Annotated in this window: 22 protein-coding genes and 1 pseudogene; 9 read left to right on the forward strand and 14 right to left on the reverse strand. The window is 59.4% G+C overall.

All coding sequences use genetic code 11. From position 1 onward, the window contains the following. Positions 1–124 precede the first annotated feature (124 nt). The 5 genes from AAEZ03_RS07985 to AAEZ03_RS08005 form a co-directional block, all read right to left on the reverse strand. Entirely contained in the window at positions 125–1354 is a 1230-nt protein-coding gene (locus AAEZ03_RS07985) for a spore maturation protein (protein ID WP_048372504.1), read from the reverse strand. A gap of 290 nt (positions 1355–1644) precedes the next feature. Further along, complete coding sequence (gene gltP / locus AAEZ03_RS07990) at positions 1645–2958, reverse strand: glutamate/aspartate:proton symporter GltP (protein ID WP_048372502.1); 1314 nt, start codon at positions 2956–2958, stop codon at positions 1645–1647. A gap of 560 nt (positions 2959–3518) precedes the next feature. Beyond that, positions 3519–3983 carry an inhibitor of vertebrate lysozyme family protein gene (locus tag AAEZ03_RS07995; RefSeq protein WP_350577547.1) on the reverse strand — a complete coding sequence of 155 codons (465 nt, stop codon included), beginning with the start codon at positions 3981–3983 and terminating at the stop codon, positions 3519–3521. A gap of 2 nt (positions 3984–3985) precedes the next feature. Beyond that, complete coding sequence (locus tag AAEZ03_RS08000; RefSeq protein WP_019828122.1) at positions 3986–4150, reverse strand: DUF1328 domain-containing protein; 165 nt, start codon at positions 4148–4150, stop codon at positions 3986–3988. Positions 4151–4232: 82 nt separating this feature from the next. Then, positions 4233–4532 (reverse strand): hypothetical protein, encoded by a 300-nt coding sequence (locus AAEZ03_RS08005; protein ID WP_262123186.1) that lies wholly within the window; start codon positions 4530–4532, stop codon positions 4233–4235. Between the two features lie 442 nt (positions 4533–4974). Between AAEZ03_RS08005 and algB the strand changes: the two genes are divergently transcribed. Together algB and AAEZ03_RS08015 are read left to right on the forward strand one after the other, a co-directional pair. After that, a complete protein-coding gene (algB, locus tag AAEZ03_RS08010; protein WP_350577551.1) occupies positions 4975–6321 on the forward strand; it encodes a sigma-54-dependent response regulator transcription factor AlgB in 1347 nt (448 codons plus the stop codon). 10 nt (positions 6322–6331) lie between these two features. Continuing rightward, a complete protein-coding gene (locus AAEZ03_RS08015) occupies positions 6332–8119 on the forward strand; it encodes a KinB sensor domain-containing domain (RefSeq protein WP_314917757.1) in 1788 nt (595 codons plus the stop codon). 118 nt (positions 8120–8237) lie between these two features. Here AAEZ03_RS08015 and AAEZ03_RS08020 read toward each other — a convergent pair whose 3' ends face one another. The 6 genes and pseudogenes from AAEZ03_RS08020 to AAEZ03_RS08045 all read right to left on the reverse strand — a co-directional run bounded on the left by AAEZ03_RS08020 (position 8238) and on the right by AAEZ03_RS08045 (position 13710). After that, positions 8238–9014, reverse strand: a complete 777-nt coding sequence (locus AAEZ03_RS08020; RefSeq protein ID WP_350577555.1) for an N-acetylmuramoyl-L-alanine amidase — start codon at positions 9012–9014, stop codon at positions 8238–8240. Between the two features lie 87 nt (positions 9015–9101). After that, the gene (locus tag AAEZ03_RS08025) at positions 9102–11054 is read right to left on the reverse strand and encodes a GGDEF domain-containing protein (protein ID WP_350577558.1); all 1953 of its coding nucleotides are present in this window, start codon (positions 11052–11054) and stop codon (positions 9102–9104) included. Next, positions 11051–11926 (reverse strand): endonuclease/exonuclease/phosphatase family protein, encoded by an 876-nt coding sequence (locus tag AAEZ03_RS08030; protein WP_048372482.1) that lies wholly within the window; start codon positions 11924–11926, stop codon positions 11051–11053. The genes AAEZ03_RS08025 and AAEZ03_RS08030 overlap by 4 nt, the downstream gene beginning before the upstream one ends. Positions 11927–11941: 15 nt before the next feature. Next, positions 11942–12604 (reverse strand): thiol:disulfide interchange protein DsbA/DsbL, encoded by a 663-nt coding sequence (locus AAEZ03_RS08035; RefSeq protein WP_048372480.1) that lies wholly within the window; start codon positions 12602–12604, stop codon positions 11942–11944. Between the two features lie 199 nt (positions 12605–12803). Continuing rightward, entirely contained in the window at positions 12804–13424 is a 621-nt protein-coding gene (locus AAEZ03_RS08040; protein ID WP_350577563.1) for a c-type cytochrome, read from the reverse strand. A gap of 25 nt (positions 13425–13449) precedes the next feature. Further along, positions 13450–13710, reverse strand: a pseudogene (locus tag AAEZ03_RS08045) (c-type cytochrome). A gap of 207 nt (positions 13711–13917) precedes the next feature. Between AAEZ03_RS08045 and yihA the strand changes: the two are divergent. Beyond that, a complete protein-coding gene (gene yihA / locus AAEZ03_RS08050; protein WP_153334465.1) occupies positions 13918–14562 on the forward strand; it encodes a ribosome biogenesis GTP-binding protein YihA/YsxC in 645 nt (214 codons plus the stop codon). A 329-nt stretch (positions 14563–14891) separates the two neighbouring features. On the opposite strand, the gene polA is transcribed toward yihA, so the two are convergent. Continuing rightward, positions 14892–17657, reverse strand: a complete 2766-nt coding sequence (polA, locus tag AAEZ03_RS08055; protein WP_282364687.1) for a DNA polymerase I — start codon at positions 17655–17657, stop codon at positions 14892–14894. A gap of 74 nt (positions 17658–17731) precedes the next feature. Here polA and AAEZ03_RS08060 point away from each other — a divergent pair, with 74 nt between their 5' ends. After that, a complete protein-coding gene (locus AAEZ03_RS08060) occupies positions 17732–18022 on the forward strand; it encodes a DUF2782 domain-containing protein (RefSeq protein WP_048372475.1) in 291 nt (96 codons plus the stop codon). Positions 18023–18077: 55 nt separating this feature from the next. Continuing rightward, on the forward strand, positions 18078–19028 hold the full coding sequence (locus AAEZ03_RS08065; protein ID WP_262123203.1) for a homoserine kinase: 951 nt from the start codon (positions 18078–18080) through the stop codon (positions 19026–19028). A 124-nt stretch (positions 19029–19152) separates the two neighbouring features. On the opposite strand, the gene znuA is transcribed toward AAEZ03_RS08065, so the two are convergent. Continuing rightward, entirely contained in the window at positions 19153–20076 is a 924-nt protein-coding gene (gene znuA, locus AAEZ03_RS08070) for a zinc ABC transporter substrate-binding protein ZnuA (RefSeq protein WP_350577569.1), read from the reverse strand. A 66-nt stretch (positions 20077–20142) separates the two neighbouring features. Here znuA and AAEZ03_RS08075 point away from each other — a divergent pair, with 66 nt between their 5' ends. The 4 genes from AAEZ03_RS08075 to AAEZ03_RS08090 are packed head-to-tail and all read left to right on the forward strand — an operon-like array spanning position 20143 to position 22951. Next, positions 20143–20625 (forward strand): Fur family transcriptional regulator, encoded by a 483-nt coding sequence (locus AAEZ03_RS08075; RefSeq protein ID WP_048372469.1) that lies wholly within the window; start codon positions 20143–20145, stop codon positions 20623–20625. After that, positions 20625–21413, forward strand: a complete 789-nt coding sequence (znuC, locus tag AAEZ03_RS08080) for a zinc ABC transporter ATP-binding protein ZnuC (protein ID WP_048372467.1) — start codon at positions 20625–20627, stop codon at positions 21411–21413. The genes AAEZ03_RS08075 and znuC overlap by 1 nt, the downstream gene beginning before the upstream one ends. Continuing rightward, positions 21406–22194 (forward strand): zinc ABC transporter permease subunit ZnuB, encoded by a 789-nt coding sequence (gene znuB / locus AAEZ03_RS08085; RefSeq protein WP_048372465.1) that lies wholly within the window; start codon positions 21406–21408, stop codon positions 22192–22194. The genes znuC and znuB overlap by 8 nt, the downstream gene beginning before the upstream one ends. 37 nt (positions 22195–22231) lie before the next feature. Beyond that, positions 22232–22951, forward strand: coding sequence for a PA5502 family lipoprotein (locus AAEZ03_RS08090; protein WP_282363739.1), 720 nt, complete (start codon positions 22232–22234; stop codon positions 22949–22951). 59 nt (positions 22952–23010) lie between these two features. Here AAEZ03_RS08090 and katE read toward each other — a convergent pair whose 3' ends face one another. After that, entirely contained in the window at positions 23011–25203 is a 2193-nt protein-coding gene (gene katE, locus AAEZ03_RS08095; RefSeq protein ID WP_350577672.1) for a catalase HPII, read from the reverse strand. Positions 25204–25225 lie beyond the last annotated feature (22 nt).

Consider the following 25225-nt stretch of genomic DNA (forward strand, 5'->3'; position numbering starts at 1 on the left):
TTAAGCTAATGCGCGGGCTGAAAATTAACCAGATGTTTTTGCGGATATTACGTGTAGGAGCGAGCTTGCCTCGCGATCTTCTTTAAGATCAAAAGATCGCGAGGCAAGCTCGCTCCTACGCGGTTTAGCCGAAGAACCAGTAGCACACCGCAATCGCCGCCACCACGCCTGAGAACTCTGCCAGCAAGGCGCAGCTCACGGCGTGGCGGGCGCGCTGGATGCCGACCGCACCGAAGTACACCGCCAGCACATAGAAGGTGGTTTCCGTGCTGCCCTGCACGGTTGCGGCCACCAGGGCGGGGAAGCTGTCGACGCCTTTGGTCTGCATGGTTTCAATCAGCAACGCCCGCGCCGCGCTGCCTGAAAACGGTTTGACCATCGCCGTGGGCAGCGCATCGACAAAGCGCGTGTCCCAGCCCAGCCATTCGACCAGATGGCGAATGCCGTCCAGGCCAAAGTCCAGTGCGCCCGAGGCCCGCAATACGCCCACTGCGCAGAGCATCGCCACCAGGTACGGCAGCAGGTTCTTGGCCACGTCGAAGCCTTCTTTGGCGCCTTCGACAAACGCCTCGTAAACCTTGACCTTGCGCAGCGCGCCGATCACCAGAAACAGCATGATCAGCCCGAATAGCGTCAAGTTGCCAAGGATCGAGGACAAGCTCGCCAGCGCCGCCGCTGACAGGCTCGCCAGCAGCGCCATAAAGCCCGCCAGAATCAGTGCGCCGGGTATCAGGTACGCCAGCACCACCGGGTCCCACAGGCGCAGGCGCTGCACGATGGCCACCGAGAAGAGGCCCACCAGGGTCGAGGCGCTGGTGGCCAGCAGGATCGGCAGGAACACCAGCGTGGGGTCTGGCGCGCCTTGCTGGGCACGGTACATAAAGATCGTGACGGGCAGCAGGGTCAGCGACGAGGCGTTGAGCACCAAGAAGAGGATTTGCGCATTACTGGCGCTGGTCGGGCTGGGGTTCAGCTCTTGCAGCGCGCGCATGGCCTTGAGGCCGATCGGCGTGGCGGCATTGTCCAGGCCCAGGCCGTTGGCTGCGAAGTTCAGGGTGATAAAGCCCAGGGCCGGATGGCCGGGCGGCACTTCCGGCATCAGGCGCTTGAACAGCGGCCCCAGCGCCCTGCCCAGCCAGTCGACGATGCCGGCCTTTTCGGCAATCCGCAGAAACCCCAGCCACAGCGTCAGCGTGCCAAACAGCAGCACCATCACCTCAACCGACAGCTTGGCCATGGCAAAGATGCTTTCAACGATGGCCGCGAAGATCCCGGCATTTCCCCCGACCAGCCATTGGGCAAACGCCGACACCGTGGCGACAAGGAAAAAGCTGAGCCATAGGCCGTTAAGCATCGGGAAACTCCTAATAAGTGCGGCAGATGATACCGGCCAGACCTCAGAAACGACAAACGCCGGGAGGTTGGCAAAATGGCGTTCAACGCAGAACTCGCAAAACCTGTAGTCGCTGACAAGGAACGAAGGCTGCGATGCGGGCCGCAGGACCGCCGTTTGGGGTCACTGCGCAACCCATCGCAGCCTTCGTTCCTCGGCAGCGGCTACAGGAGAGGAAAAGTCGTGACGCCTAAAACAACAAACCCCGGACAAGTCCGGGGTTTGGGGAGTGAAGCGCCAGGCGAAGGTGATTAACCTTTGGCGGCTTCCTTGCTGCGCCAGTGCGGCAGCGAGTTCCAGTAACGCTCGCCTTTGGCGGCGTCGTACATGCCTTCCCAGCGCGAGATGACCAGTACGGCCAAGGCGTTACCGATGACGTTGAGGGCGGTACGCGCCATGTCCATCACACGGTCTACACCGGCGATGAAGGCCAGGCCTTCCAGCGGGATGCCCACGCTGCCCAAGGTGGCCAGCAGTACCACGAAGGACACGCCCGGTACGCCGGCGATGCCTTTGGAGGTGACCATCAGGGTCAGCACCAGCAGCAGTTGCTGGCTGATCGACAGGTCGATGCCGTACAGCTGGGCAATAAAGATGGCCGCAATGCTTTGGTACAGGGTCGAACCGTCAAGGTTGAACGAGTAGCCGGTCGGTACCACGAAGCTGCAAATCGCTTTCGGGCAACCGTAGGCTTCCATCTTCTCGATCACGCGTGGCAATACGGTTTCGGAGCTGGCGGTGGAGTAAGCCAGGACCAGCTCATCCTTGAAGATGCGCATCAGCTTGATCACCGAGAAGCCGAACAGCTTGGCGATCAGGCCCAGTACCGCGAAGGCGAAGAAGAGGATGGCCGCGTACACCAGCACCACCAGCTTGGCCAATGGCACCAGCGAGGCGAAGCCGAAGTTGGCGACGGTCACGGCGATCAGCGCAAACACACCGATTGGCGCGTAGTTCATGATCATGTGAGTGACTTTGAACATCGACTCGGACACGCCCTGGAAGGTTTTCACCAGCGGGTCGCGCAGCTCGGCGTTCAGGCTCGACAAGCCCAGACCGAACAGTACCGAGAAGAAGATGATCGGCAGCATCTCACCGCGAGCCATGGCTGCGAAAATGTTGGACGGGATCAGGTTGAGGATGGTCTCGATGAACGCGTGTTCATGCTGCACCTCAGCGGCAGTGGCCTGATATTTGGAAATATCCACCGTGCCCAGCGTGCTCATGTCGATCCCGGCGCCCGGGTGGAACACGTTGGCCAGCACCAGGCCGACCAGGATCGCGATGGTGGTGACCACTTCGAAGTAAATAATTGTTTTTAGACCGATGCGACCGAGTTTCTTCGCATCCCCCACGCCTGCAATCCCGACAACCAGTGAAGAAATCACGATTGGGATTACGATCATCTTGATCAGACGGATAAAGATATCGCCTGCAGGTTGCAGGACGTTACTGATCCACCAGGCCTTTTCAGCACTGAAATGGTTGAGCAGTGCGCCGATTGCAATCCCGAGGACCAGACCGATTAGGATCTGCCAGGCGAGGCTAAGTTTTGCCTTCTTCATGTCATTACCCTTACTTCAAGTGGACTCGGGTACAGGCTCGGACTAGAGCGCTCAAGAGCGCAGAAAAGTCCAACCTGTACCCCCGTAGAAGGTCGCCCAAATCGAGCCGGACTGGCTCTTTGGCAGGCGAAAAAAGGCGCAACTATTCCCATGCACGGCGTTACCGTCTAATGCCGTAAACGCCTACCCTATGCCGAATCGGCATGGGTTTTGTCCGACAAGACCTCAAAAATCAGGAGGGTTGCACTGACAGAATAGATGACATAACCGCCGTAAACCGGCTGTTTCAAGGCCTTTTTGGCATTAAAGAAGGCTCGCAGACAGCGCTAACATTTCGGAAATATCCCACAACACAAATCGAAAAATGAGAAGCCATCAATTTGCCAATAGTCGATATACGGTCGACGTTTCAAAGGGTAGTTCAAGCCACATCTTTTTCAGAAAAAATGAACTGGGATAAGCAATTACCGACGAAAGGCAGTGTCCGGCAGACGCAAAAAAACCAAGGCAAAACCTTGGCTTTTGGCACTCGAAAACAGCGTTGTCGCCCTGCCCGGCATTCAATACCAGTTAGGGTCTTTCTTTAATTGCTCTTTGAGCAGCGCCTGGATCTCAGGGTCAGGCTTGCCCAAGTATCGGAAATCGGCATGACGTGCAGGCGATTTGTCCGTTGGCAGCCCCGCAGGCACTTCAACCAGCAACGCGTAGGCATGCTTTTTGTCAAAGCTCACCGCCACTATCAGCCGTTGGGTGGAACACGATTGCTCGTTTTCGCACAAAGGGCCGACTAAATACGGGGCACCGTCTTGCGTCACCGCATTCATTTGCTCGGCACTGCCAGAGAGGTTCATGACCCACTCAGGCAAGCGCTCCTTTTTTTTAACCACTTTTTGCCACGCCTGACGGTAGTCCGGGTCGCTCAACAGTTGGTTGGCGCGGGACTGACCGTCATTGGCGGCAAGGGTCATGGCACTGCTGCCCATCAACAGGGCAGCCGCCATTGCCTTAAGGGATCGACCGTACATCGTCAGCCTCGACCACGACGACCAAAGATGAAGGACACAACGAACATCACCAGGAATACGACAAAGAGGATCTTGGCGATACCGGTAGCCGTGCCCGCGATGCCACCGAAGCCCAATACTGCTGCGATGATGGCGATGATCAGGAAGGTAATTGCCCAGCTCAACATGGTGAATCTCCTTATTTCTGTGCGAAAGGGTGATGCCGTTTTGCAACTCAAGGCCCGGTCAGGGTCTTAAGCGTGTGAACACTTAAAACACCCAACGTTCCGGAACGGATTGAGTGTTGGCGGTTTGCGTGTCTTCAGAAGCTGCCAGGTCATAGCGGCCCATCGGGGTGCTAGAACCCAGCGCCGTGGAGCGAATGGCGCTGAAGTGAGTCTGTTGAGCAGCGATGGCGTGGGCTGGCACCGATTGCGCTGGGGCGGGCTGCTGCCAATGTGCCCATTGCTGGCCGCCGATGAGCGTCATGACCAGCGCCAAGCTGGTGAAAAGGCCCTGCTGCAGGTGCTGTGAAGTCATACCCAGACTGGCGAAACCTTGACGATTCATGCTCAAACTCCTGCCACTCGCTGTTGTTATGAGGGTGTCGCCGCTGCGCTCATGGGGCAGTGACGGCTATGCGAGAGATATTGCAGGCTGCATGCCAGTTTTTTTGAAAGTAATAATTCTATATAAATCAGTCGCTTACAGATTTTTGAAGAGGGTCGACGCGAGCAACCTGCACGATGAGCTCTGATGGCACCGTGCGTTCTGCACGATCAGCGCCAGCGCGCTACAGTGCTGCCCGCTGAATGCGGCTCCAGCAGGCCACCGGAGAATTTATCGGACTCGACAATGCCGCTGTCAGCAGCGCTAAAATCTTTAAAATCAGAGCGTTACAGGAGGTGTCCAACGCCCTTCCCTGTTAGCCTCTGAATCATTCCTGAAAAATCATGCAACTTGCCCGATTATTCCGACACTAACCAAGATCACTCATAAAGGAACGCCGGATATGGAATCATCCAAAGAGCAACAGGGCCGCATTCTGCTGGTCGATGATGAATCCGCTATCTTGCGCACGTTCCGCTATTGCCTTGAAGACGAGGGGTACACCGTCGCCACGGCCAATAGCGCGGCCCAAGCCGACGCCCTGCTGCAACGTCAGGTGTTTGACCTGTGTTTTCTGGACCTGCGCCTGGGCGAGGACAACGGCCTGGATGTGCTTGCCCAGATGCGTATTCAAGCGCCGTGGATGCGGGTTGTCATTGTGACCGCGCACTCCGCTGTCGACACCGCCGTGGATGCGATTCAGGCCGGTGCGGCTGACTATCTGGTCAAGCCGTGCAGCCCTGACCAACTGCGCCTGGCCACCGCCAAGCAACTGGAAGTACGCCAACTGTCTGCCCGCCTCGAAGCGCTTGAAGGTGAAGTGCGCAAGCCCAAAGACGGGCTCGACTCGCATAGCCCGGCCATGATGGCCGTGCTGGAAACGGCCCGGCAGGTCGCCGGCACCGACGCCAACATCCTTATTCTCGGCGAGTCCGGCACGGGTAAAGGCGAGTTGTCGCAAGCGATTCATGGCTGGAGCAAGCGCGCCAAAAAGTCCTGTGTGACCATTAACTGCCCGTCGCTGACGGCAGAATTGATGGAAAGCGAGTTGTTCGGCCACACCCGTGGCGCCTTTACCGGGGCCAGCGAAAGCACCTTGGGCCGGGTCAGCCAGGCGGACGGCGGCACGTTGTTTCTGGACGAAATCGGTGACTTCCCGCTGACCTTGCAGCCTAAATTGCTGCGTTTTATTCAGGACAAGGTCTACGAGCGTGTCGGTGACCCCGTGACGCGCCGCGCCGATGTGCGCATCCTCGCCGCGACCAACCTCAACCTTGAAGACATGGTGCGCGACGGGCGCTTTCGTGAAGACTTGCTCTACCGCCTGAACGTCATCACCTTGCACTTGCCGCCCCTGCGCGAGCGCAGTGAAGACATCCTGACGTTGGCCGACCGGTTTTTGGCCCGCTTCGTTAAAGAGTACGCCCGCCCTGCCCGCGGCTTCAGCCCGGAGGCACGCCAGGCGCTGTCTAACTACCGCTGGCCGGGTAATATTCGCGAACTGCGTAACGTGGTGGAACGGGCCAGCATTATTTGCCCGCAAGAAGTGGTCGAAATCAGCCACTTGGGCATGGCCGAACAAACCGCCCCCAATACGCCGCGTATTGGCGCGGCCTTGAGTCTCGATCAGTTGGAAAAAGCCCACATCGGTGCGGTGCTGGCGACCAGTGACACCCTGGACCAAGCGGCAAAAACGCTGGGGATTGACGCCTCGACGCTCTATCGCAAGCGCAAGCAATACAACCTGTGAGCCATATCTGATGAAACTTGCGATCAAGCTGCGGACCCGGTTGTTCCTGAGCATTTCGGCATTGATAACGGTGGCGCTGCTGGGCTTGTTGCTGGGCGTGGTCAGCGTGATGCAGATGGCCAAATCCCAGGAGGCGCTGATCCGCAACAACTTCATCACCCTGGATTTGGGCCTCAAGCTGCGTCAGACCCTGGGTGACCAGTTGATCCTGATGCTGCGCAACCACCCTGATCCCAAGGCGCTGGAATCGTCGGCGAACGAGTACCTGGCCTTGCTCGATGAAGGGATGGAGCATGAGCGCGAACACAAGCTGGACAATGGTTTTGCTCAAGCCCGTGAGGACTACGAGCTTTTTCTGGAAGCCTTTAAAGAAGCCCATGCCAACGCGTTGGATATCGGCAGTGACCAGGAACTCTCCGACCGTTTCAACTCATTGCGCAATGGTCTGATCGAAGAGCACCGCAAGGCACTCGATAACATCTACACCGCGCAAGCGGCTGCCCGTGATCGCGCCATCATCATTGCCGGCTTGCTGGGGCTGGTCGGGCTGGCGGTGCTGATAATCGGCTTTGTGACAGCCCATGGCATCGCCCGCCGCTTTGGCGCACCCATCGAAGCATTGGCCAAGGCCGCTGACAACATCGGCAAAGGCAACTATGAGGTCGTGCTGCCGCTGTCCTCTGCGGCGGAAATGAACCTGCTGACCCGTCGTTTCGGGACCATGGCCGAGGCGTTGCGCCAGCATCAGGCAACCAACGTCGATGAGCTGCTGGCGGGCCAGCAACGGCTACAGGCGGTGCTCGACAGTATTGATGACGGCCTGCTGATGATCGACCAGCAAGGCCGCCTGGAGCATTTGAACCCGGTGGCCCAGCGCCAATTGGGCTGGGACGAGGGCCGTCTGGGCCAGCCGCTGGGCGAGGCATTGGGCCGCCCGGAACTCGACCAGCAACTGTTGACGGTCTTGCGCGGCGGCAGCCTTGAGCGCGCGCCTGAAGACTTGAGCGTCGACATTGAGGGCGAAACCCGCCTGCTGACGTACAGCCTGACACCGGTCAGCCAACCCAAAGGGCCGATCCTTGGGGCGGTGATGGTGCTGCACGATGTGACCGAGCAGCGGGCCTTTGAGCGCGTGCGCAGTGAGTTCGTGTTGCGCGCCTCCCATGAGCTGCGCACCCCGGTCACGGGCATGCACATGGCGTTTGGCTTGTTTCTGGAGCGCGCACGCTTTGACCCGCAGTCCCGTGAAACCGATTTGCTGAACACGGTTAACGAAGAGATGCAGCGGCTGATGCAATTGATCAACGACCTGCTGAATTTCTCGCGTTATCAGAACGGCCTGCAAAAGCTCACGCTGGCCCCGTGCAACCTTGAGCAGATGCTCAACGAGGCCCGTGCACGGTTTGCCGATCGGGCGACGGCCAAGAACATCGAGCTATTGATTGATCTGCAGCCGGAACTGCCGGTGCTCAATGCTGATCAGGCGCAGCTGGAGCGCGTGCTGGATAACCTGCTGGACAACGCCTTGCGCCATACCGCCAGTGGCGGGCAAATCCGCCTGCAAGCGCGGCGTCACGGGGAGCGGGTCATCATGAGCATTGAAGACAGTGGCGAGGGCATTGCCTACGGCCAGCAAGGCCGTATCTTTGAACCCTTCGTACAAGTGGGCCGGAAAAAGGGCGGCGCGGGCTTGGGCCTGGCGTTGTGCAAAGAGATTGTGCAACTGCACGGCGGGCGAATTGGCGTGTACTCACGGCCGGGGCAAGGCACGCAGTTCTACATGGCGCTGCCGCTGTAAGGGCTGGTAGTCGCTGCCGCAGGCTGCGATGGGTTGCGCAGCGACCCTGCCCGAAGGACCTTCGGCCCTTATCGCAGCCTTCGGCAGCGGCTACAGGAACTGCGCAGCTTCAATAGCTCTACCGCTGCGTATTCAGCACGTTCAATATCGCCGCGCTTTCTGCATCAGGGGTGCCGTCGAAACGCGAAGGCCTGAAGTGCATCTGGAACGCCGCCAACACGTGGCGCGTGGCAACGTCCAGTTCGCCGGTTTGCGGCGTCTCATAACCCAACAACGCTAATTGCTGCTGGAACCAGGTGATGCTGGGCATCGCGTTGGCATAGCGGGCCTGTTCGCTGGCCACGGCCTGGGCGTTTGGCCAGATCCCGAAACCGGCCTCGGCCAGGCGTTTCCAGGGGAACATCGGGCCCGGATCGAGCTTGCGCAACGGCGCAATGTCGCTGTGACCGATGATGTTGTGCGGGTCGATCTTGTAGCGCGTCGAGATGTCTTTGAGCAGCGCGATCACCGACTGGATCTGACCTTCGGTGTAGGGGTACCAGACGCGGCCGGTCGGGGTGTCGTGGTAGCCCGGGTTGACGATCTCGATGCCAATCGAGCTTGAATTGAGCCAGGTGCGGCCTCGCCATTGGCTTTCACCGGCGTGCCAGGAGCGTTGGCTCTCATCGACCAGCTTGTAGATGGTCGGGGGCGTATCGCCAATCAGGTAGTGGCTGCTCACCGGCCCGCTGGTCAGCAACTGCAATGAGCGCTCAAGCGAGGTGGAGGTGTAGTGAAGCACGATGAACTGCACGCGGCTGTCGTGGTTGGCCGAGGGGTGGCTGGTGTCCATGCGCGGGCCGCTGGCGCAACCGGCCAGCAGAATAAAAGAGACGATCAACGATAAAAATTTCATGGCAAAAAAGGTATCTGAGCAATTAATTGGCCAGCATACATGACTGGTCCCGGAACGTATCTGAACGCTGCCTGCGCGGGCAGGGCGTCACGCTGAAGCCTGGCTGAACTCTATTGCGTTGCGGCCCTTGTGCTTGGCCCGGTACAAGGCCTCGTCAGCGCGTTTAAGCACCTGTTCGCTGCGCTCGCCCAAGGCGAAGGGGGCCACGCCAATAGACGCCGTGAGCGTGACCGGCTCGCCCTTGAAGTGGAACGGGCAGGCCTCAATGGCCGCGCGCAACGTTTCGAGCAATTGCAGGCCCGCAGGCAGCGCTGTGTTGGGGATGAGCAGGACAAACTCTTCGCCGCCAAAGCGTGCCACAAAATCGCCGGGGCGCAGGTGTTTGGTCAATTGTGCGGCGATGATCTTGAGCACTTTGTCGCCGGCCAGATGGCCATAGCCATCGTTGATGCGCTTGAAGTGGTCAAGGTCGAGCATGGCGATCAACAGCGGGTTGCCGTGGGTTTGCCATTGCACAACTTCATGGGCCAGCCGTTCGCTCCAGGCCGCCCGGTTAGGCAGCCCGGTCAGCGGGTCGATCAAGGCTTTGAGGCGCTGTTCTTCAAGGTGTTCACGGTAACCCTGAGCTTGCTGCTCCATGAAGGCCACGCGTTCGGACAGGCCTTGCAGGTGGGCGCACAGCTCTTGTTCACGGGCGTCCCGTTGCTGTCGGTGGTGGTCCATCGTGCCCAGCAAGCCTTCAAGACGGTTTTCGAGGATGTGCTTGAGGCTGTTCAGGTCGACGGCGTCTTGCACGCTGCTTTGCAGGCTGTCGACGTGCTCGCGTATCTGGTTGTCCAGTTGCTCAGCCTCGGAGCGCCCCAGGGCGTGCCCGGCGCTGGCGGTTTGCAGGTTGCTTTGAAACGACTCCAGGCGCTCATTGAGCTGCTTGAGGTAGGTTTCAAACTCATGCTGGCCGCTGTCAGTAACGGCCAGCATCAAAATCGCCAGATCATCGAGGATCGGCAGTAATTCGTACCAGTTAAGCCCTTTTTCGAGGCGCTTGCGCATGAGCTCGGCCTGGGGCCGATGGTGCTCAGGCAGCGACAGGTCGTTCAACAAGCCGAGCAGGGTGGACTCAATATGCTCCGCTACTGAGCTGTAAGTGGGCTCGGGGCTTTCGGGCAGGGCAAAGGTTGAGTCTGCTGCGGGCTCGGCAGGTTCAGGCGCCTCAACGCCCTCTTCGAGGCGCGCGTTTTCGGCGTCGACGAGCGCTACAACCGATTCAAGGGCGCCGATGACGACCGCTTCATCGACGACCTCAGGCTCCGGGACTGTCGTCTCCGGAACTGGAGGCTCAGAAGGTGGCGGCTCAACGTTGGCTTCAGGCTGGGCGTGTGCGGGTATGGCTTCAGGCAGCTCGGGAGCCGCAGGGGCGGTTGGCCTGGGGGCTGGCGCGCTTGACACTTTTGGCGGAGCGGGCACTGGCACGGGAGCGGGTGCCGGGCTTTCGGGCAGATCGGCCTTGTCAGCTTCTTGAGTGCCAAACAGGCGCTGCAACAGGCCCGGCTTGGCCGCTTCAGCGGTGTGCTGCTGTGGCGCCAGCGCGCGGCCCTGCAAGGTGCTCAGTTCACTCAGCAGTAGCGGGATTTCACGCGCCTGGGTGACCCGGTTATCGAGTTGCTTGGCGAACGCTTTTAGCGGTTTGCTGACGTCGCGGGGCAAGGGCAGGGCTTGCAACTGCGTGACCAGCGCGTTGAGCGCGACGCTCATTTGGTCGATGCGGGTTTCGCGGCGTTGCTCGGAGTCGAGCACGGCTTTTTCAAGGCGTGGGAGCAGGGCCGCCAACGGGGCGTCCATGTCATCGGTGCGCACGGCTTCGCGCATTTCTTTCATGCACTGGTCAACAGTGCGGTCGGTGCCTTCGGCCGCCAGCGTGCTGCGCACCAGGCCACGGCGCAACAGATCAAGGCGGGCGTTCCAGCGCCGTTCGAGCTTGTCTTGTTGCTCGACGCTCTTCAGGTACTTTTCTTTCCAGCGTGAGGCGTCATCGGCGCTCATGCCAGTGGCTCATGAGGCGGGCTCAGCACTGGCAACAAGTCGCCGCCCACAGAGCCCGGCAGACGGATATCAACCGCCACCGGTAAGTGGTCGGAAATAGGCTGGTCGAGCACTTGCACGCGCTCAAGGGTCAGGCTTGGGCTGAGCAAAATATGATCGAGGCAACGTTGCGGCCGCCAACTGGGGAAGGTGGCCTGCATTTGCGGCGCCAGCAAGCCGAGATCGCGCAGCGGCGAGGTGTCGAGCAGGTCACTGGCGTGTGTGTTCATGTCGCCCATCAGCACTTGGTGCTGGTAGCCGCTAATCAGTTCGCGAACGTACGCCAACTGCCGGGTGCGGGTTTTAGTGCCCAGCGCCAGGTGCATTACGACGACGATCAGCGCATCGGGGCCGTCCCCAAAGCGCACTAAAATGGCGCCACGCCCTGCGGGGCCTGGCAAAGGGTGATCTTCAATGGCAGAGGGGCGCAAACGGCTGAGCACGCCATTGCTGTGCTGCGCCAGGCGACCCAGGTTGCGATTGAGTTGTTGATACCAGTAGGGGAATTCGCCCTGTTGGGCCAGGTACTTGACCTGATTGATGTAGCCAGAGCGATGGCTGCCACCATCGGCTTCCTGCAGCGCGACCAGATCGAAGTCGCTCAACAGGTCGCCTATTTTCTCCAGGTTACCTGCCCGCCCTTTGTGTGGCAGCAGGTGCTGCCAGCTGCGGGTCAGGTAATGGCGGTAACTGTGGGTGCTGTTACCGACCTGGATATTGAAACTGAGCAAACGCAAGCGTCTATCATCCGCCAGGCCACTGCCCGGCACATGATCTTCGTTGACCTGCGGTTCGTGCAGGCCAACGATTCGTTCGCTCTTCCAGCGCCGCACGGGAGAGGGCGCCGCTTAGTTTTTGGCCGCTTGTGGCGCCGCTTTCTCAGCTGCGCGCTCTTTGGCGATCAGTTGGTCTGCCACGTTCAGCGCTTGTTCCGGGCCGCCTGCGGTGCCGAGGTCGAAGCGGTACTTACCGTTGACGATCAGGGTAGGGACGCCAGAAACCTCGTACTTCTTGGCCAGTTCTTTAGCCTGGGCAATTTTGCCTTTGATGGCGAAAGAGTCGAAGGTTTGCAGGAATTTGTCTTTATCGACGCCTTGAGTGGCCACGAAATCAGCCATGTCGTTTTTGTCGGTCAGACGTTTGCCTTCCTTCTGGATGGCATTGAAGATCGCCGCGTGCACTTTGTTCTCTACGCCCATGGCGTCCAGGGTCAGGAACAGTTGGCCGTGTGCGTCCCATGGGCCGCCAAACATGGCCGGGATACGAACGAAATGTACGTCAGCTGGCAGCTTTGCCGCCCAAGGATTGATGGTCGGCTCAAATGCATAGCAGTGCGGGCAGCCATACCAGAACAGTTCAACCACTTCGATTTTGCCAGGCTCAGCAACCGGAACGGGATTCGCCAACTCAACGTAGGTCTTGCCGGCTTCAAGCGGGACATCGGCCGCTTGAGCAGTCATGCCAAACAGGGAGGCGCTGACGAGAACGGCGCTGAGAATCAGATTACGCATGCTTTACTCCTGGACAAATAAGGTCGCCTGACGTGGCCTGTTTTAAGACAGGTCTGTTCTGGCTTGAGTTCGGTAGTGTAGCGGCAGATAGCAGGAAAAAGGGCAGCCTGGGCTGCCCTGACACGCTTACATTCAAAGATTAAACGACCGTTAACGTCAATAAATGCATTGCGGGTTGGCTGCATCCTGCCTACACAAATCAGTGCAGACCTTGAATGTAGCTGGCCAACGCCTTGATGTCCTTGTTGCTCAGCTTGGCTGCAATAGCGCGCATGATCATCGAATCACCGTCGTTGGTACGATCGCCTTCGCGGAAGTCAGTGAGCTGTTTCTCGATGTAACTGGCGTGTTGGCCGCCCACATGGGGGAAGCCGGCAGGTGCGTTGCCCTGGCCGTCCGGTGCATGGCAGCCGGTGCAGGCGGGCAGGCCTTTTTGCAGGTCACCGCCACGGAACAGCTCCTCTCCGCGTGCAACCAGGGCCGGGTCAGCAGCGCCGACAGAACTTTTTTGGCTGGCGTAGTAGGCGGCGATGTCCGCGAGGTCCTGATCGTTCAGGTTATTCAACTGGCCGGTCATTTCAAGGACCTGGCGTTTGCCGTCCTTGATTTCATGCAGTTGCTTGAGCAGGTAGCGATCGCCTTGCCCGGCCAGTTTGGGGAAGTTGGGGGCCATGCTATTGCCGTCGGGGCCGTGACACGCGCCACAGACAGCGTTTTTTGCCTGACCGGCGGCGGCATCACCCACAAGGGCGGTGCTTGCGGCCTGGGCGATACCACTAACGCCCATGGTCAACAGCAGACTCACGAAAAATTTGTTCATCAGCTAATCCAACTACGGCTAAGGGTTAAGAGTTATGGCCGGGCTTACTCATTCATCCACTGGATGATTGGCTGGTAATCCTCGACACTGCAGTCCGTGCACACACCACGCGGCGGCATCGCCTTTTCACCCTGGGGCACGTGTTGCACCAACGTCTGCTTAACTTACCCTCGGCCTTTACACCCGGTTTCGGTGTTATGAATCGCTGACCTTCATGGCAGGCAATACAAACGCGGTTGTACACGGCTTCCGGATCCTGTGTAGCCTGAACGCTGTCAGGCGGCATCAAAGCACCGGCAGCAGCCAATTCGTTTAAACGATTTTTTCAGGGTTGGGAGCGTGATGCGTTCTAATGCGCACCCTGGCTCTTGTTCTTCGTCCTACGCCGGGACAAAGCACACACAAAATCTGCGGCATTATATACTGGCGCCACTGAAACGGAAACGACACGCACGCCGCGTCCATTCCTGACGCCGCTCACATCGGAAATCCCATGCAACTCAAGAACCCCATTCTCGGTCTGTGCCAACAGGCTACCTTCATGCTCAGCGCTGCCAAGGTTGATCAATGCCCCGATGACGAAGGCTTTGAAGTCGCCTTCGCCGGGCGCTCCAACGCCGGCAAGTCCAGTGCGCTCAACACGTTGACCCACGCCAGCCTGGCGCGTACTTCGAAAACCCCGGGCCGTACGCAGCTGCTGAACTTCTTCAAGCTGGACGAAGACCGTCGCCTGGTCGACTTGCCGGGTTACGGCTACGCGAAAGTGCCCATCCCGTTGAAAATGCACTGGCAGCGTCACCTTGAGGCGTATTTCGGCAGCCGCGAGAGCCTCAAAGGCGTGGTCTTGATGATGGATGTTCGTCATCCAATGACCGATTTCGACCTGTTGATGCTCGACTGGACCGTCTCCAGCGGCATGCCGATGCATATTTTGCTGACCAAAGCCGACAAACTGACGTACGGCGCTGCTAAAAACACGCTGCTCAAAATTCAGTCTGACATCCGCAAGAAGTGGGGCGACAGTGTGACCATCCAGCTGTTCTCCTCGCCAAAGCGCATGGGCCTGGAAGAGGCGTACACCGTGCTGGCTAATTGGCTGGAACTGCCGAACAAAGGCGAAGAAGAAAGCGCCGAGTAAAAATGGCAGGCAAAAAAAACCCCGGACTTCGTATGGGGGAGGGAAGTTCGGGGTTCAAGTACTGGACCGCTAGGGGCGGGGTCCAGAATCTGCCAACACTTAACACAACATTAGGAGCATTGAAGGGCTTCACCAGCCATTCAAATAATCTGAGTTGTGTTAAGCAGGTTTAGTTCCTGTGGCTTAAAAACTAATTTTGATGCCAGGGCAAAGCGCGAACGTTGTAGCCGCTGCCGCAGGCTGCGATAAGGGCCGCAGGCCCTTCGAAAAGCGGGGCCGCTGCGCAGCCCATCGCAGCCTGCGGCAGCGGCTACAGGTTTAGGGCGCTTTTAGTGCGCCTCGTCCCAGTTATCGCCAACCCCCACTTCGACCACCAGCGGAACCGCCAGCGTGGCCGCTTCGCTCATGTGCAGGCGGATTTCGTCGCGCACCTGGTCCACCAGGTCTTCATGTACTTCGAGCACCAGTTCGTCGTGTACCTGCAAGATCACGCGGGCGTCGAGGCCGGAGGCCGTCAGCCAGTTATCCACAGCCACCATGGCTTTCTTGATGATGTCCGCCGCGGTGCCCTGCATCGGGGCGTTGATCGCGGTGCGTTCAGCGCCTTTGCGCAACGCCGGGTTTTTCGCGTTGATCTCGGGCAGGTACAGGCGACGACCAAAAATAGTCTCGACATAACCTTGCTCGGCCGCCTGGGTGCGCGTGCGCTCCATGTACTCCAGCACGCCCGGATAGCGCGCAAAGTAGCGGTCGATATAGGCCTGCGACTGTTTGCGGTCGACACCGATCTGCTTGGCCAGACCAAAGGCGCTCATACCGTAGATCAAACCGAAGTTGATCGCCTTGGCGCTGCGGCGCTGGTCGGTGGTGACATCGCTCAGGTCGACGCCAAACACCTCGGCCGCCGTGGCACTGTGCACGTCCAGGTTGTTGCGGAAGGCGTGCAGCAGCCCTTCGTCCTTGGCCAGGTGGGCCATGATCCGCAGTTCAATCTGCGAATAGTCCGCTGCCAGCAGTTTGTAACCTTTGGGCGCGACGAACGCCTGACGGATCCGGCGGCCTTCGGCGGTACGAATCGGGATGTTCTGCAGGTTCGGGTCGCTGGACGACAAGCGCCCGGTGGCCGTGACCGCCTGGTGATACGAGGTGTGAATGCGCCCGGTACGTGGGTTGATCTGCTCGGGTAGACGGTCGGTGTACGTGCTTTTCAGCTTGCTCATCGAGCGGTACTGCATCAGCACCTTGGGCAGCGGGAAGTCTTGCTCGGCAAGCTCTGCCAGCACCGCTTCGGCCGTCGAAGGCTGGCCTTTGGCGGTTTTGCTGATGATCGGCAGGCCGAGTTTTTCGTACAGGATCACGCCCAATTGCTTGGGTGAACCGAGGTTGAATTCTTCACCGGCAATCTCGAACGCCTCACGTTCAAGCGCCACCATTTTGTCGCCCAGCTCAACGCTCTGCACGCCCAGCAGCTTGGCGTCCACCAGCGCGCCTTGGCGCTCAATACGGGCCAGAACCGGCACCAGCGGCATTTCAATATCGGTCAGCACGCTGTTCAGGCTCGGGATCGCTTGCAGTTTTTCGTGCAAGACGTGGTGCAGGCGCAGGGTCACGTCAGCATCTTCTGCGGCATACGGCCCGGCCAGCTCCAGCGAGATCTGGTCAAATGTCAGCTGTTTGACGCCTTTGCCGGCAATGTCCTGAAAACTGGTCGTGGTGTGGCCCAGGTATTTCAGCGCCAGGCTGTCCATGTCATGGCGGGTGGCCGTGGAGTCGAGCACGTAGGACTCCAGCATGGTGTCGAAGGCCACGCCTTGCACCGCGATGCCGTTGGCTTGATCACCGCCAATGGCGCAGTTGGCCAGGATGTTGATGTCGAACTTGGCGTGTTGGCCGACCTTGGCCTTGTTCGGGTCTTCGAGCAGCGGCTTGAGCGCGCGCAGCACGGTATCGCGGTCCAGTTGATCCGGCACGCCCATGTAGGAGTGGGTCAACGGGATGTAGGCCGCTTCGCCCGGCTTGACCGCAAACGACACACCCACCAGTTGCGCTTGCTGCGCGTCCAGCCCGGTGGTTTCAGTGTCAAAGGCAATCAGCTGGGCGTCGTTGAGCTTTTTCAGCCACACGTCGAAACGGGCCTGATCGAGGATGGTTTCGTACTGCAGCTCTTCGGTCGGCGCCGCAGGGGCTTCGTGGGTGATTACCTGGCCCGCGCGCTTGGCGTCGCGCTCAACATCGGCGATCCAGCTTTTGAATTCCAGCTCGGTGTACAGCTCGATCAACTTGTCGCAATCGGGCGCTTTGAGGTGCAGGTCGTCGAGGCCGATGTCCAGCGGCACGTCGATCTTGATCGTGGCCAGTTGGTACGACAAAAATGCCATTTCACGGTGTTCTTCGAGCTTTGCGGGCAGGTTTTTTGCGCCGCGAATCGGCAGGGTCGGTACGATGTCCAAGTGCTCGTACAGCTCAACCAAGCCACCGTTGACGCCCACCAGCAAGCCCGAGGCGGTTTTCGGGCCGATGCCCGGAACGCCCGGGATGTTGTCGGACGAATCGCCCATCAACGCCAAGTAGTCGATGATCTGCTCGGGCGAGACGCCGAACTTCTCTTTGACGCCCTCAACGTCCAGCGTGCTGCCGGTCATGGTGTTGACCAGGGTGATGTGGCCATCCACCAGCTGCGCCATGTCTTTATCGCCGGTGGAGATGACCACTGGTCGGTCCGCGGCGGCACTGCTGCGGGCCAGGGTGCCGATCACGTCGTCCGCTTCAACGCCTTCGACGCACAGTAACGGGAAGCCCAGGGCAATCACGCTGGCGTGCAAGGGCTCGATCTGGACCCGCATGTCATCGGGCATGCTCGGGCGATTGGCCTTGTATTCGGCGTACATGTCATCGCGAAATGTCCCGCCCTTGGCATCGAAAACCACGGCAAACGGGCTGTCCGGGTACTGCTTGCGCAGACTCTTCAACATGTTTAGCACGCCCTTTACGGCGCCGGTCGGCAAGCCTTTGGACGTAGTCAGCGGCGGAAGCGCGTGGAAGGCGCGGTACAAATATGAAGAACCGTCCACCAGGACGAGGGGTGCTTGGCTCATGAGCAGGATCAACCTTTTCGGCGAGTCCGGCGCTAGAATGTCCGGACCAATGACGACAAAGGGACAAGGTTATCATGCGCACACTTAATCGCCTGTTGTTGACCGGCTTGTTTGCATTCTCACCGCTGGTAACCTTTGCGGCTGATAGTGCACCTACCGGTGACCCAGAAGTAACCATTCGCACGGAAGGCGATAAAACCATTCAGGAATACCGTCAAAACGGGTTCCTTTATGCCATCAAGGTGACCCCAAAAGGAGCACCGCCGTACTTTTTGGTACGCGCTGATGGTACTGATGCCAACTTCATCCGTTCCGACCAGCCGGATATGCTGATTCCTTCGTGGAAAATCTTCGAATGGAAATAGCGTCTTAACTTTAATTGGCGCCGCCCACGCGGCGCCCGCACTGGCAATTTAAACCATGTCTGTATTCACCCCACTGACTCGCCCGGAGCTGGAGACTTTTCTTGCGCCTTATGATCTCGGCCGTTTGCTCGATTTCCAGGGGATTGCCGCGGGTAGCGAAAACACCAACTATTTCATCAGCCTGGAGCAGGGCGAATTTGTTCTGACCCTGGTTGAGCGTGGCCCGATCAAAGAGATGCCGTTCTTTATCGAGCTTCTGGACGTGCTCCACGACGCTGACCTGCCGGTGCCTTTTGCCCTGCGCACCGTCGAGGGCCAGGCCTTGCGTGAGCTCAAAGGCAAGCCGGCGCTGCTGCAACCGCGCCTGGCCGGCAAGCACATTCGCGAGGCTAACGCGCAACATTGCGCCCAAGTGGGCGAGCTGTTGGGCCATTTGCATGTGGCCACGCGTGACAACGTGCTGGAACGCAAAACCGACCGCGGCCTGGACTGGATGTTGGCGGAAGGGCCCGCATTGATGGCTGATTTGTCGCCAGATGCGGCCGATTTGCTGCAAAAGGCGCTGGCTGAGATTACCGAGCGCAAGGCGCAGATTCTGGCCTTGCCAAGGGCCAACCTGCATGGCGACCTGTTTCGCGATAACGCGATGTTTGAAGGCACGCACCTGACCGGGCTGATCGACTTTTACAACGCCTGCTCGGGGCCAATGCTCTACGACGTGGCGATTGCCCTGAACGACTGGTGTGCTGACGAAGACGGCCAGCTCGACGCCCCGCGTGCCCGTGCACTGCTGGGTGCGTATGCCGCGCTGCGTCCGTTTACGGCCAGCGAAGCCGAGTTGTGGCCGACGATGTTGCGTGTGGCCTGTGTGCGCTTTTGGTTGTCACGTTTGATTGCGGCCCACTCGTTTGCGGGGCAAGACGTGTTGATCCACGACCCGCGTGAGTTCGAACGCCGTTTGGCCTTACGCCAAACCGTGACCGTGCCGCTACCGTTCGCGTTGTAACCAATACCTTGTAGCCGCTGCCGCAGGCTGCGATAAGGGCCGCAGGACCTTCGCTTTCATTCAAAAGCGGGGTCGCTGCGCAACCCATCGCAGCCTGCGGCAGCGGCTACAGGTGTTTATGCCTTTACAGGCTGTTCAGGCAGCCTGCCAGGTCGTTGCCGAGTTTTTCCAGCAGTTGCTCATAACCCTGCGCGGTGGCCGGGGTGAAGCCGCCCAGCGGGTCCAGCTCGGCCAGTTTGACCGGCAAACCGGCGGTCAGGGTGTCGGCCAGGCGCGGGCGCAGCGGCGGGTCACTGAAGACGCAGGTCTTGCCAACTTCTTGCAAACGCTGGCGCATGGCCGCGACGTGCTGGGCACCCGGCTGCACTTCAGACGCCACGCTGAACACACCGGTGTGTTTCAGGCCGTAGGCGCTTTCGAAGTAGTCGTAACCTTCATGGAAAACAAAGAACGGTTTGTCCACAATCGCGGCCATGCTCGTCTTCAGGCGTGCATCCAGCGCATCCAGACGCTCATTGAAGGCCTTGAGATTGCTTTGGTATTGCGGCGCATGGGCCGGGTCTTTTTCGCTCAGGTCGGCGGCCATTTTGGCTGCAATCACCCGGGCGTTGTCCGGCGCCAGCCATAAGTGCGCGTCGAGGGTGCCAGGACGGTGATCGTGATCATGCTCCGCCGCCGCATCTTCGTCATGGGAATGGCTGTCCTGGGAGAAATGGCGCAGCTTCAAACCCGGCAAACTTTGCACGGCCACTGAGGGCAAGGTGCGGGTTTTGATCACGCGGGGCATAAAGCCTTCCATGTCCGGGCCGATCCAGTACAGCAAGTCAGCCGACTGAACACGCCGTACGTCGGAGGGGCGCAACGCATAGTTATGCGGCGACGCATTGGGCGGCAACAGTACCTCGGGCTTGCCCACGCCGTCCTGCACAGCCGCGGCAATCAGCTGCAACGGCTTGATGCTGGTCAGTACATTGACCTCGGCGTGAGCCGGGTTAATCACCAACAAACTGGCAGACAAAGCAATAAAAATCGCAAAAATACGGGACACGATGGGCACTCATGGCAGCTGAAACGGGTAACATAATAACGTCTCTCTCGGAAATCGTCGCCGCCCATGTCTATTGCACCGCTTGCCAGCCGTCCCCACGACCACTCTCATTGCGTCCACAGCGCGCTCTCTGAAGCGGACGTTCTGTGCGCGCAAAAGGGCCTGCGCCTGACGGCGTTGCGTCGGCGGGTGCTGGAGCTGGTGTGGCAGAGCCACAAGCCGCTGGGCGCGTACGACATTCTGGCCGTGCTCAGCGAGCAAGACGGCCGCCGCGCTGCGCCGCCCACCGTGTACCGCGCGCTGGACTTCCTCCTGGAAAATGGCCTGGTGCACCGTATTTCATCGCTCAACGCCTTTATCGGCTGCAGCCACCCCGAGCACGCGCACCAAGGCCAGTTCCTGATCTGCCGCACGTGCCACGCGGCCATCGAGCTTGAACAAAAAACCATCAGTGACGCGATTATCAGCAGCGCACGCGATGTCGGCTTTACTGTCGAAGGGCAAACCGTGGAAGTGCTCGGTTTGTGTTCGGGTTGCCGGGAGGCTTGATGAGCGCTGCGCTGATACGTCTTGAAGGGGTCTGCGTGACCTTTGCCGGGCAAAACGTGCTCGACATGATTGAGTTGAGCGTTGAGCCGGGCCAAATCGTGACCCTGATCGGCCCCAACGGCGCCGGTAAAACCACGCTGGTCAAAGCGGTGTTGGGCTTGCTCAAGCCCACCAGCGGCAGCGTCTGGCGCAAACCCAAGTTGCGCATCGGCTACATGCCGCAAAAGCTGCACGTTGACCCTACGTTGCCGCTCTCGGTGCTGCGCTTTTTGCGCCTGGTGCCGGGTGTGGACCGGGCCCAGGCCCTTGCCGCCTTGAAAGAGGTCGGCGCCGAAAAGGTCATCGACAGCCCGGTGCAAAGTGTCTCGGGGGGCGAAATGCAGCGTGTGCTGCTGGCCCGTGCGCTGCTGCGCAAACCCGAGTTGCTGGTGCTCGACGAGCCGGTGCAGGGCGTTGATGTGGCCGGGCAGGCCGAGCTGTACAGCTTGATTACTCGCCTGCGCGACCGTCATGGCTGCGGCGTGCTGATGGTGTCCCACGATTTGCATCTGGTCATGAGCACCACCGATCAGGTGGTGTGCCTCAATCGCCACGTGTGCTGTTCTGGCCACCCGGAGCAGGTGAGTGGCGACCCGGCCTTCGTTGAACTGTTCGGCAAAAACGCACAAAGCCTGGCGATTTATCACCACCATCACGACCACGCCCATGATCTGCATGGCTCGGTGGTCACTGAAGGCGCCGCCCCGGCGCATGCCCACGTTCATGGAGAAGGCTGCAAGCATGGCTGATTTTCTGCTTTACGCCCTGCTGGCAGGTTTGTCTTTGGCGGTGGTGGCGGGTCCTTTGGGCTCGTTTGTGGTGTGGCGCCGCATGGCCTATTTCGGCGATACCTTGTCCCACGCCGCCTTGTTGGGCGTGGCATTGGGCTTTTTGCTGGATGTTAGCCCGGCGATTGCCGTGACCGTTGGTTGCCTGTTGCTGGCGGTGTTGCTGGTGACGTTGCAGCAGCGTCAGCCACTGGCTTCCGACACGCTGCTCGGAATTCTCGCCCCCAGCACCTTGTCCCTTGGGCTGGTGGTACTAAGCTTCATGCATGAAGTGCGGATCGACCTGATGGCTTACCTGTTTGGTGACCTGCTGGCGATCAGCCCGACTGACTTGATGTGGATTATGGGCGGCAGCGCGGTGGTGCTGGCGTTGCTGGTGGCGCTGTGGCGGCCTTTACTGGCCATTACCGTGCACGAAGAGCTGGCGACGGTTGAGGGTTTACCCGTTGCAACGCTGCGCATGGCCCTGATGTTGTTGATTGCGGTGGTGATCGCGGTAGCGATGAAGATTGTCGGTGTGCTACTGATTACGTCGTTGTTGATTATCCCTGCTGCTGCCGCCCAACGGCATGCCCGCTCTCCGGAGCAAATGGCGTTTGGCGCGACGTTGCTGGGAATGCTGGCAGTGTGTGGTGGCCTGGCCTTGTCGTGGTTCAAAGACACGCCTGCCGGGCCCTCCATTGTGGTGTGTGCTGCCGCGCTGTTTCTGCTGAGTTTTGTTCTGCCCCGTCGAGGGGTGTAGACTTGCTCGTTTTTTGCGCACTTAGAGAGCCGCAGGAATGAAGCTGTTTAACTCACGTTATGTGCTCCTGGCCGCATTTTCCTTGCTGCTGGGCGCCTGCCAAAGCACGCCACCGGCCGTCAATCAGGTCGAGCAAGCGCGTGCCGGTGCCATCGCACAGCTGGAGCAAAACCTGGCCAGCAGCGAACTCGCGACCGCCGAAGACCAGTTGGCCGCCTTGCAGGCCCAAACCCCGGATGACCCGCAGTTGGTGCAGTATCAGCGCCAATTGGCTGAGGCTTACCTGCAACGCAGCCAGATCTTGCTGCAAAAAGGTGATGTCAACTCCGCTGCGACGGCCTTGAGCCGTGCACGGGCATTAATGCCTAAAGCCCCGGCCCTGACAGGTGGCGTCAACAGCGCCATCACCCAGGCGCGCAAGGCCGAGCTGGACAAAGCCGAAGCCGCGCTCAAGGCGGCGGAAGCGCGGCCAGCGGCCAAGGTCATTGACCCGGCGGCGCCGTTCACCACCGTTACCTTGAACATCACCGATATTGGCAAACTTCGCCATCAACTGGATTTGATCGCGCAAGACATTGTCAATTATCAGTGCGCCGTCAGCCTGCAGGTGCCACGCACCGCTGATTACCCGTGGCTGGCCACGTTGATCAGTAAACGTGTGAAAAAGCTCGACCCCGGCTTTGACCTGAGCCTTGAGCGTCAGATCATCCGCCATGTGCCAGCGCAAGTGGTGCTGACGCCCAGCAAGCCCGAATAAAGAGCGTGGCCGTTGCCCAAGCGCTAATAGCACTTGGGCAACGGCCAGGCGTCTACCCCTTAAGCCGGAATAGCCTTGGCCTTCGGTTCCCGTGCCCAGACGCGATGCTGCGCAATGGCTGCAAAAAACGCCTTCAGGTCCTGAGCGTCCTTGATCGCCAACAACCCGTCATCCACCTGCAAATGCAGCACATCCAACAGTTGCCTGGCTTCACCGTGCACGGCGATGGGCTTGAGGTGCTTGTAGGCTTCCAGCAGGTAATGCAGCGCCACCCCGTCGCCACTCAGTGCCTTGATCGACTCTGCGCCTCCCGGCACAAACACGGCGTCAAAAGCCACTGACGGCAAACCTTCCATCGAGCCGTCCACGTTCAGCAACTGGCCCTCTGCTGTTTTGACCGGGGCAGACGTCGGCCCGAGCAATTTGGCGTGGGCGCCTTGAGCGGTCAGCGCCTTTTTCAGCGCTTCAATGGCTTTGCCCTCGACACCGTTGGCGGCCAGTACGGCCACTTTGCGTGTTTTGATATTGCCCGGCAGCAAGTTGGCCTGACTCAGCGCGGGCGAAGCGCTGACGCTGGTTTTGCGCGCAGGCACAGTGCCGGCCTTGGGTGCGGGCAACCCCAGGTTTTCGGCGACACGCCGGGCCAGCTCAAGGTCGATGTTGGCCAAGATCTCATCCACTTGGCGTGCGCGGATGTGTTCGCGCTCAACCTTGCCCAGTTCGAAACTGTAGGCCGCGATGATGTGCTCTTGTTCATGCTTGCTCATGCTGTTGAAAAACAGCCGGGCCTGGGAAAAGTGATCGCTGAACGAGTCGCTGCGCTGACGTATTTTGTTGGCGTCGATGCGCTCCGGGTACGACTCAAAGCCCCCGTCTTGCGCGGCGGGCGGGGTTTCTTTGGGCCAGCCGCCATCAATGGAATTGGGCTCGTAAGACGCACGACCTTTATTGATCGTGCTGCGGTGCTGAGCGTCGCGCTGATTGTTGGAAAAAGGGCAGACAGGGCGGTTGATCGGAATCTCGTGGAAATTCGGCCCGCCCAAGCGGCTGATTTGCGTGTCGGTGTACGAAAACAGACGGCCTTGCAGCAGCGGGTCGTTAGAGAAGTCGATGCCCGGCACGATATGCCCAGGGCAGAACGCCACCTGTTCGGTTTCCGCAAAAAAGTTATCGGGGTTGCGGTTAAGCACCATCTTGCCCAGCGGTGTAATCGGCACCTGTTCTTCGGGGATCAGCTTGGTCGGGTCAAGAATGTCGAAGTCGAACGTGTGTTCGTCTTCCTCAGCAATGATCTGGACGCCGAATTCCCATTCCGGATAATCGCCGGTTTCAATCGACTCCCACAGATCGCGCCGATGGTAATCGGTGTCTTTACCGGCGAGCTTTTGCGCTTCGTCCCACACCAGGGAGCAAGTGCCTACGCTAGGGCGCCAGTGGAATTTAACAAAATGTGATTTCCCTTCGGCGTTGATGAAGCGGAAGGTGTGCACGCCAAAGCCCTGCATGCTGCGCAGGCTTTTCGGGATCGCCCGGTCGGACATCGCCCAGATGACCATGTGCGCAGACTCCGGCACCAGCGAGACAAAATCCCAGAAGGTGTCATGCGCCGAACCGCCGGTGGGCATTTCATTGTGGGGTTCGGGTTTGACCGCGTGCACGAAGTCAGGAAACTTGATCGCGTCCTGAATAAAGAACACCGGCATGTTGTTGCCGACCAGGTCGAAGTTGCCTTCATCGGTAAAAAACTTGACCGCAAAACCACGCACGTCACGCACGGTATCGCCCGAGCCGCGGGGGCCCTGAACGGTCGAGAAGCGCACGAATACCGGCGTTTTTTTATCCGGGTCTTGCAGAAAACCGGCTTTGGTCAGGGAGCTGTGGGCTTTATAGGTCTGGAAATAGCCGTGAGCACCGGTGCCACGCGCGTGGACGATGCGCTCCGGGATTCGCTCGTGGTCAAAGTGCGTGATTTTTTCACGCATGATGAAATCTTCCAGCAGTGACGGGCCACGCGCCCCTGCTTTGAGGGTGTTTTGGTTGTCCGCAATCTTCACGCCTTGATTGGTTCTGAGCGCCTGTTGGGTCGCATCGTCGCGGAAGGCTTCGAGGTTTTCCAATTTGACGTTCGTGTTGCCACGATCCAAGGTGTCGGTGCCGGCCATCTGGCTCTTGGGTGAAGACGGTTTTTTGCTACTCATCAGACTAAGCTCCTTGTTGATGAAAGCCCCACGGGCTGGGCTTCTTGGACATATATCCCGTTGCGGGATGTGAGGT

This window comes from Pseudomonas sp. HY2-MNA-CIBAN-0224 (genome assembly GCF_040310285.1).
GTDB classification, from domain to species: Bacteria; Pseudomonadota; Gammaproteobacteria; order Pseudomonadales; family Pseudomonadaceae; genus Aquipseudomonas; species Aquipseudomonas helleri.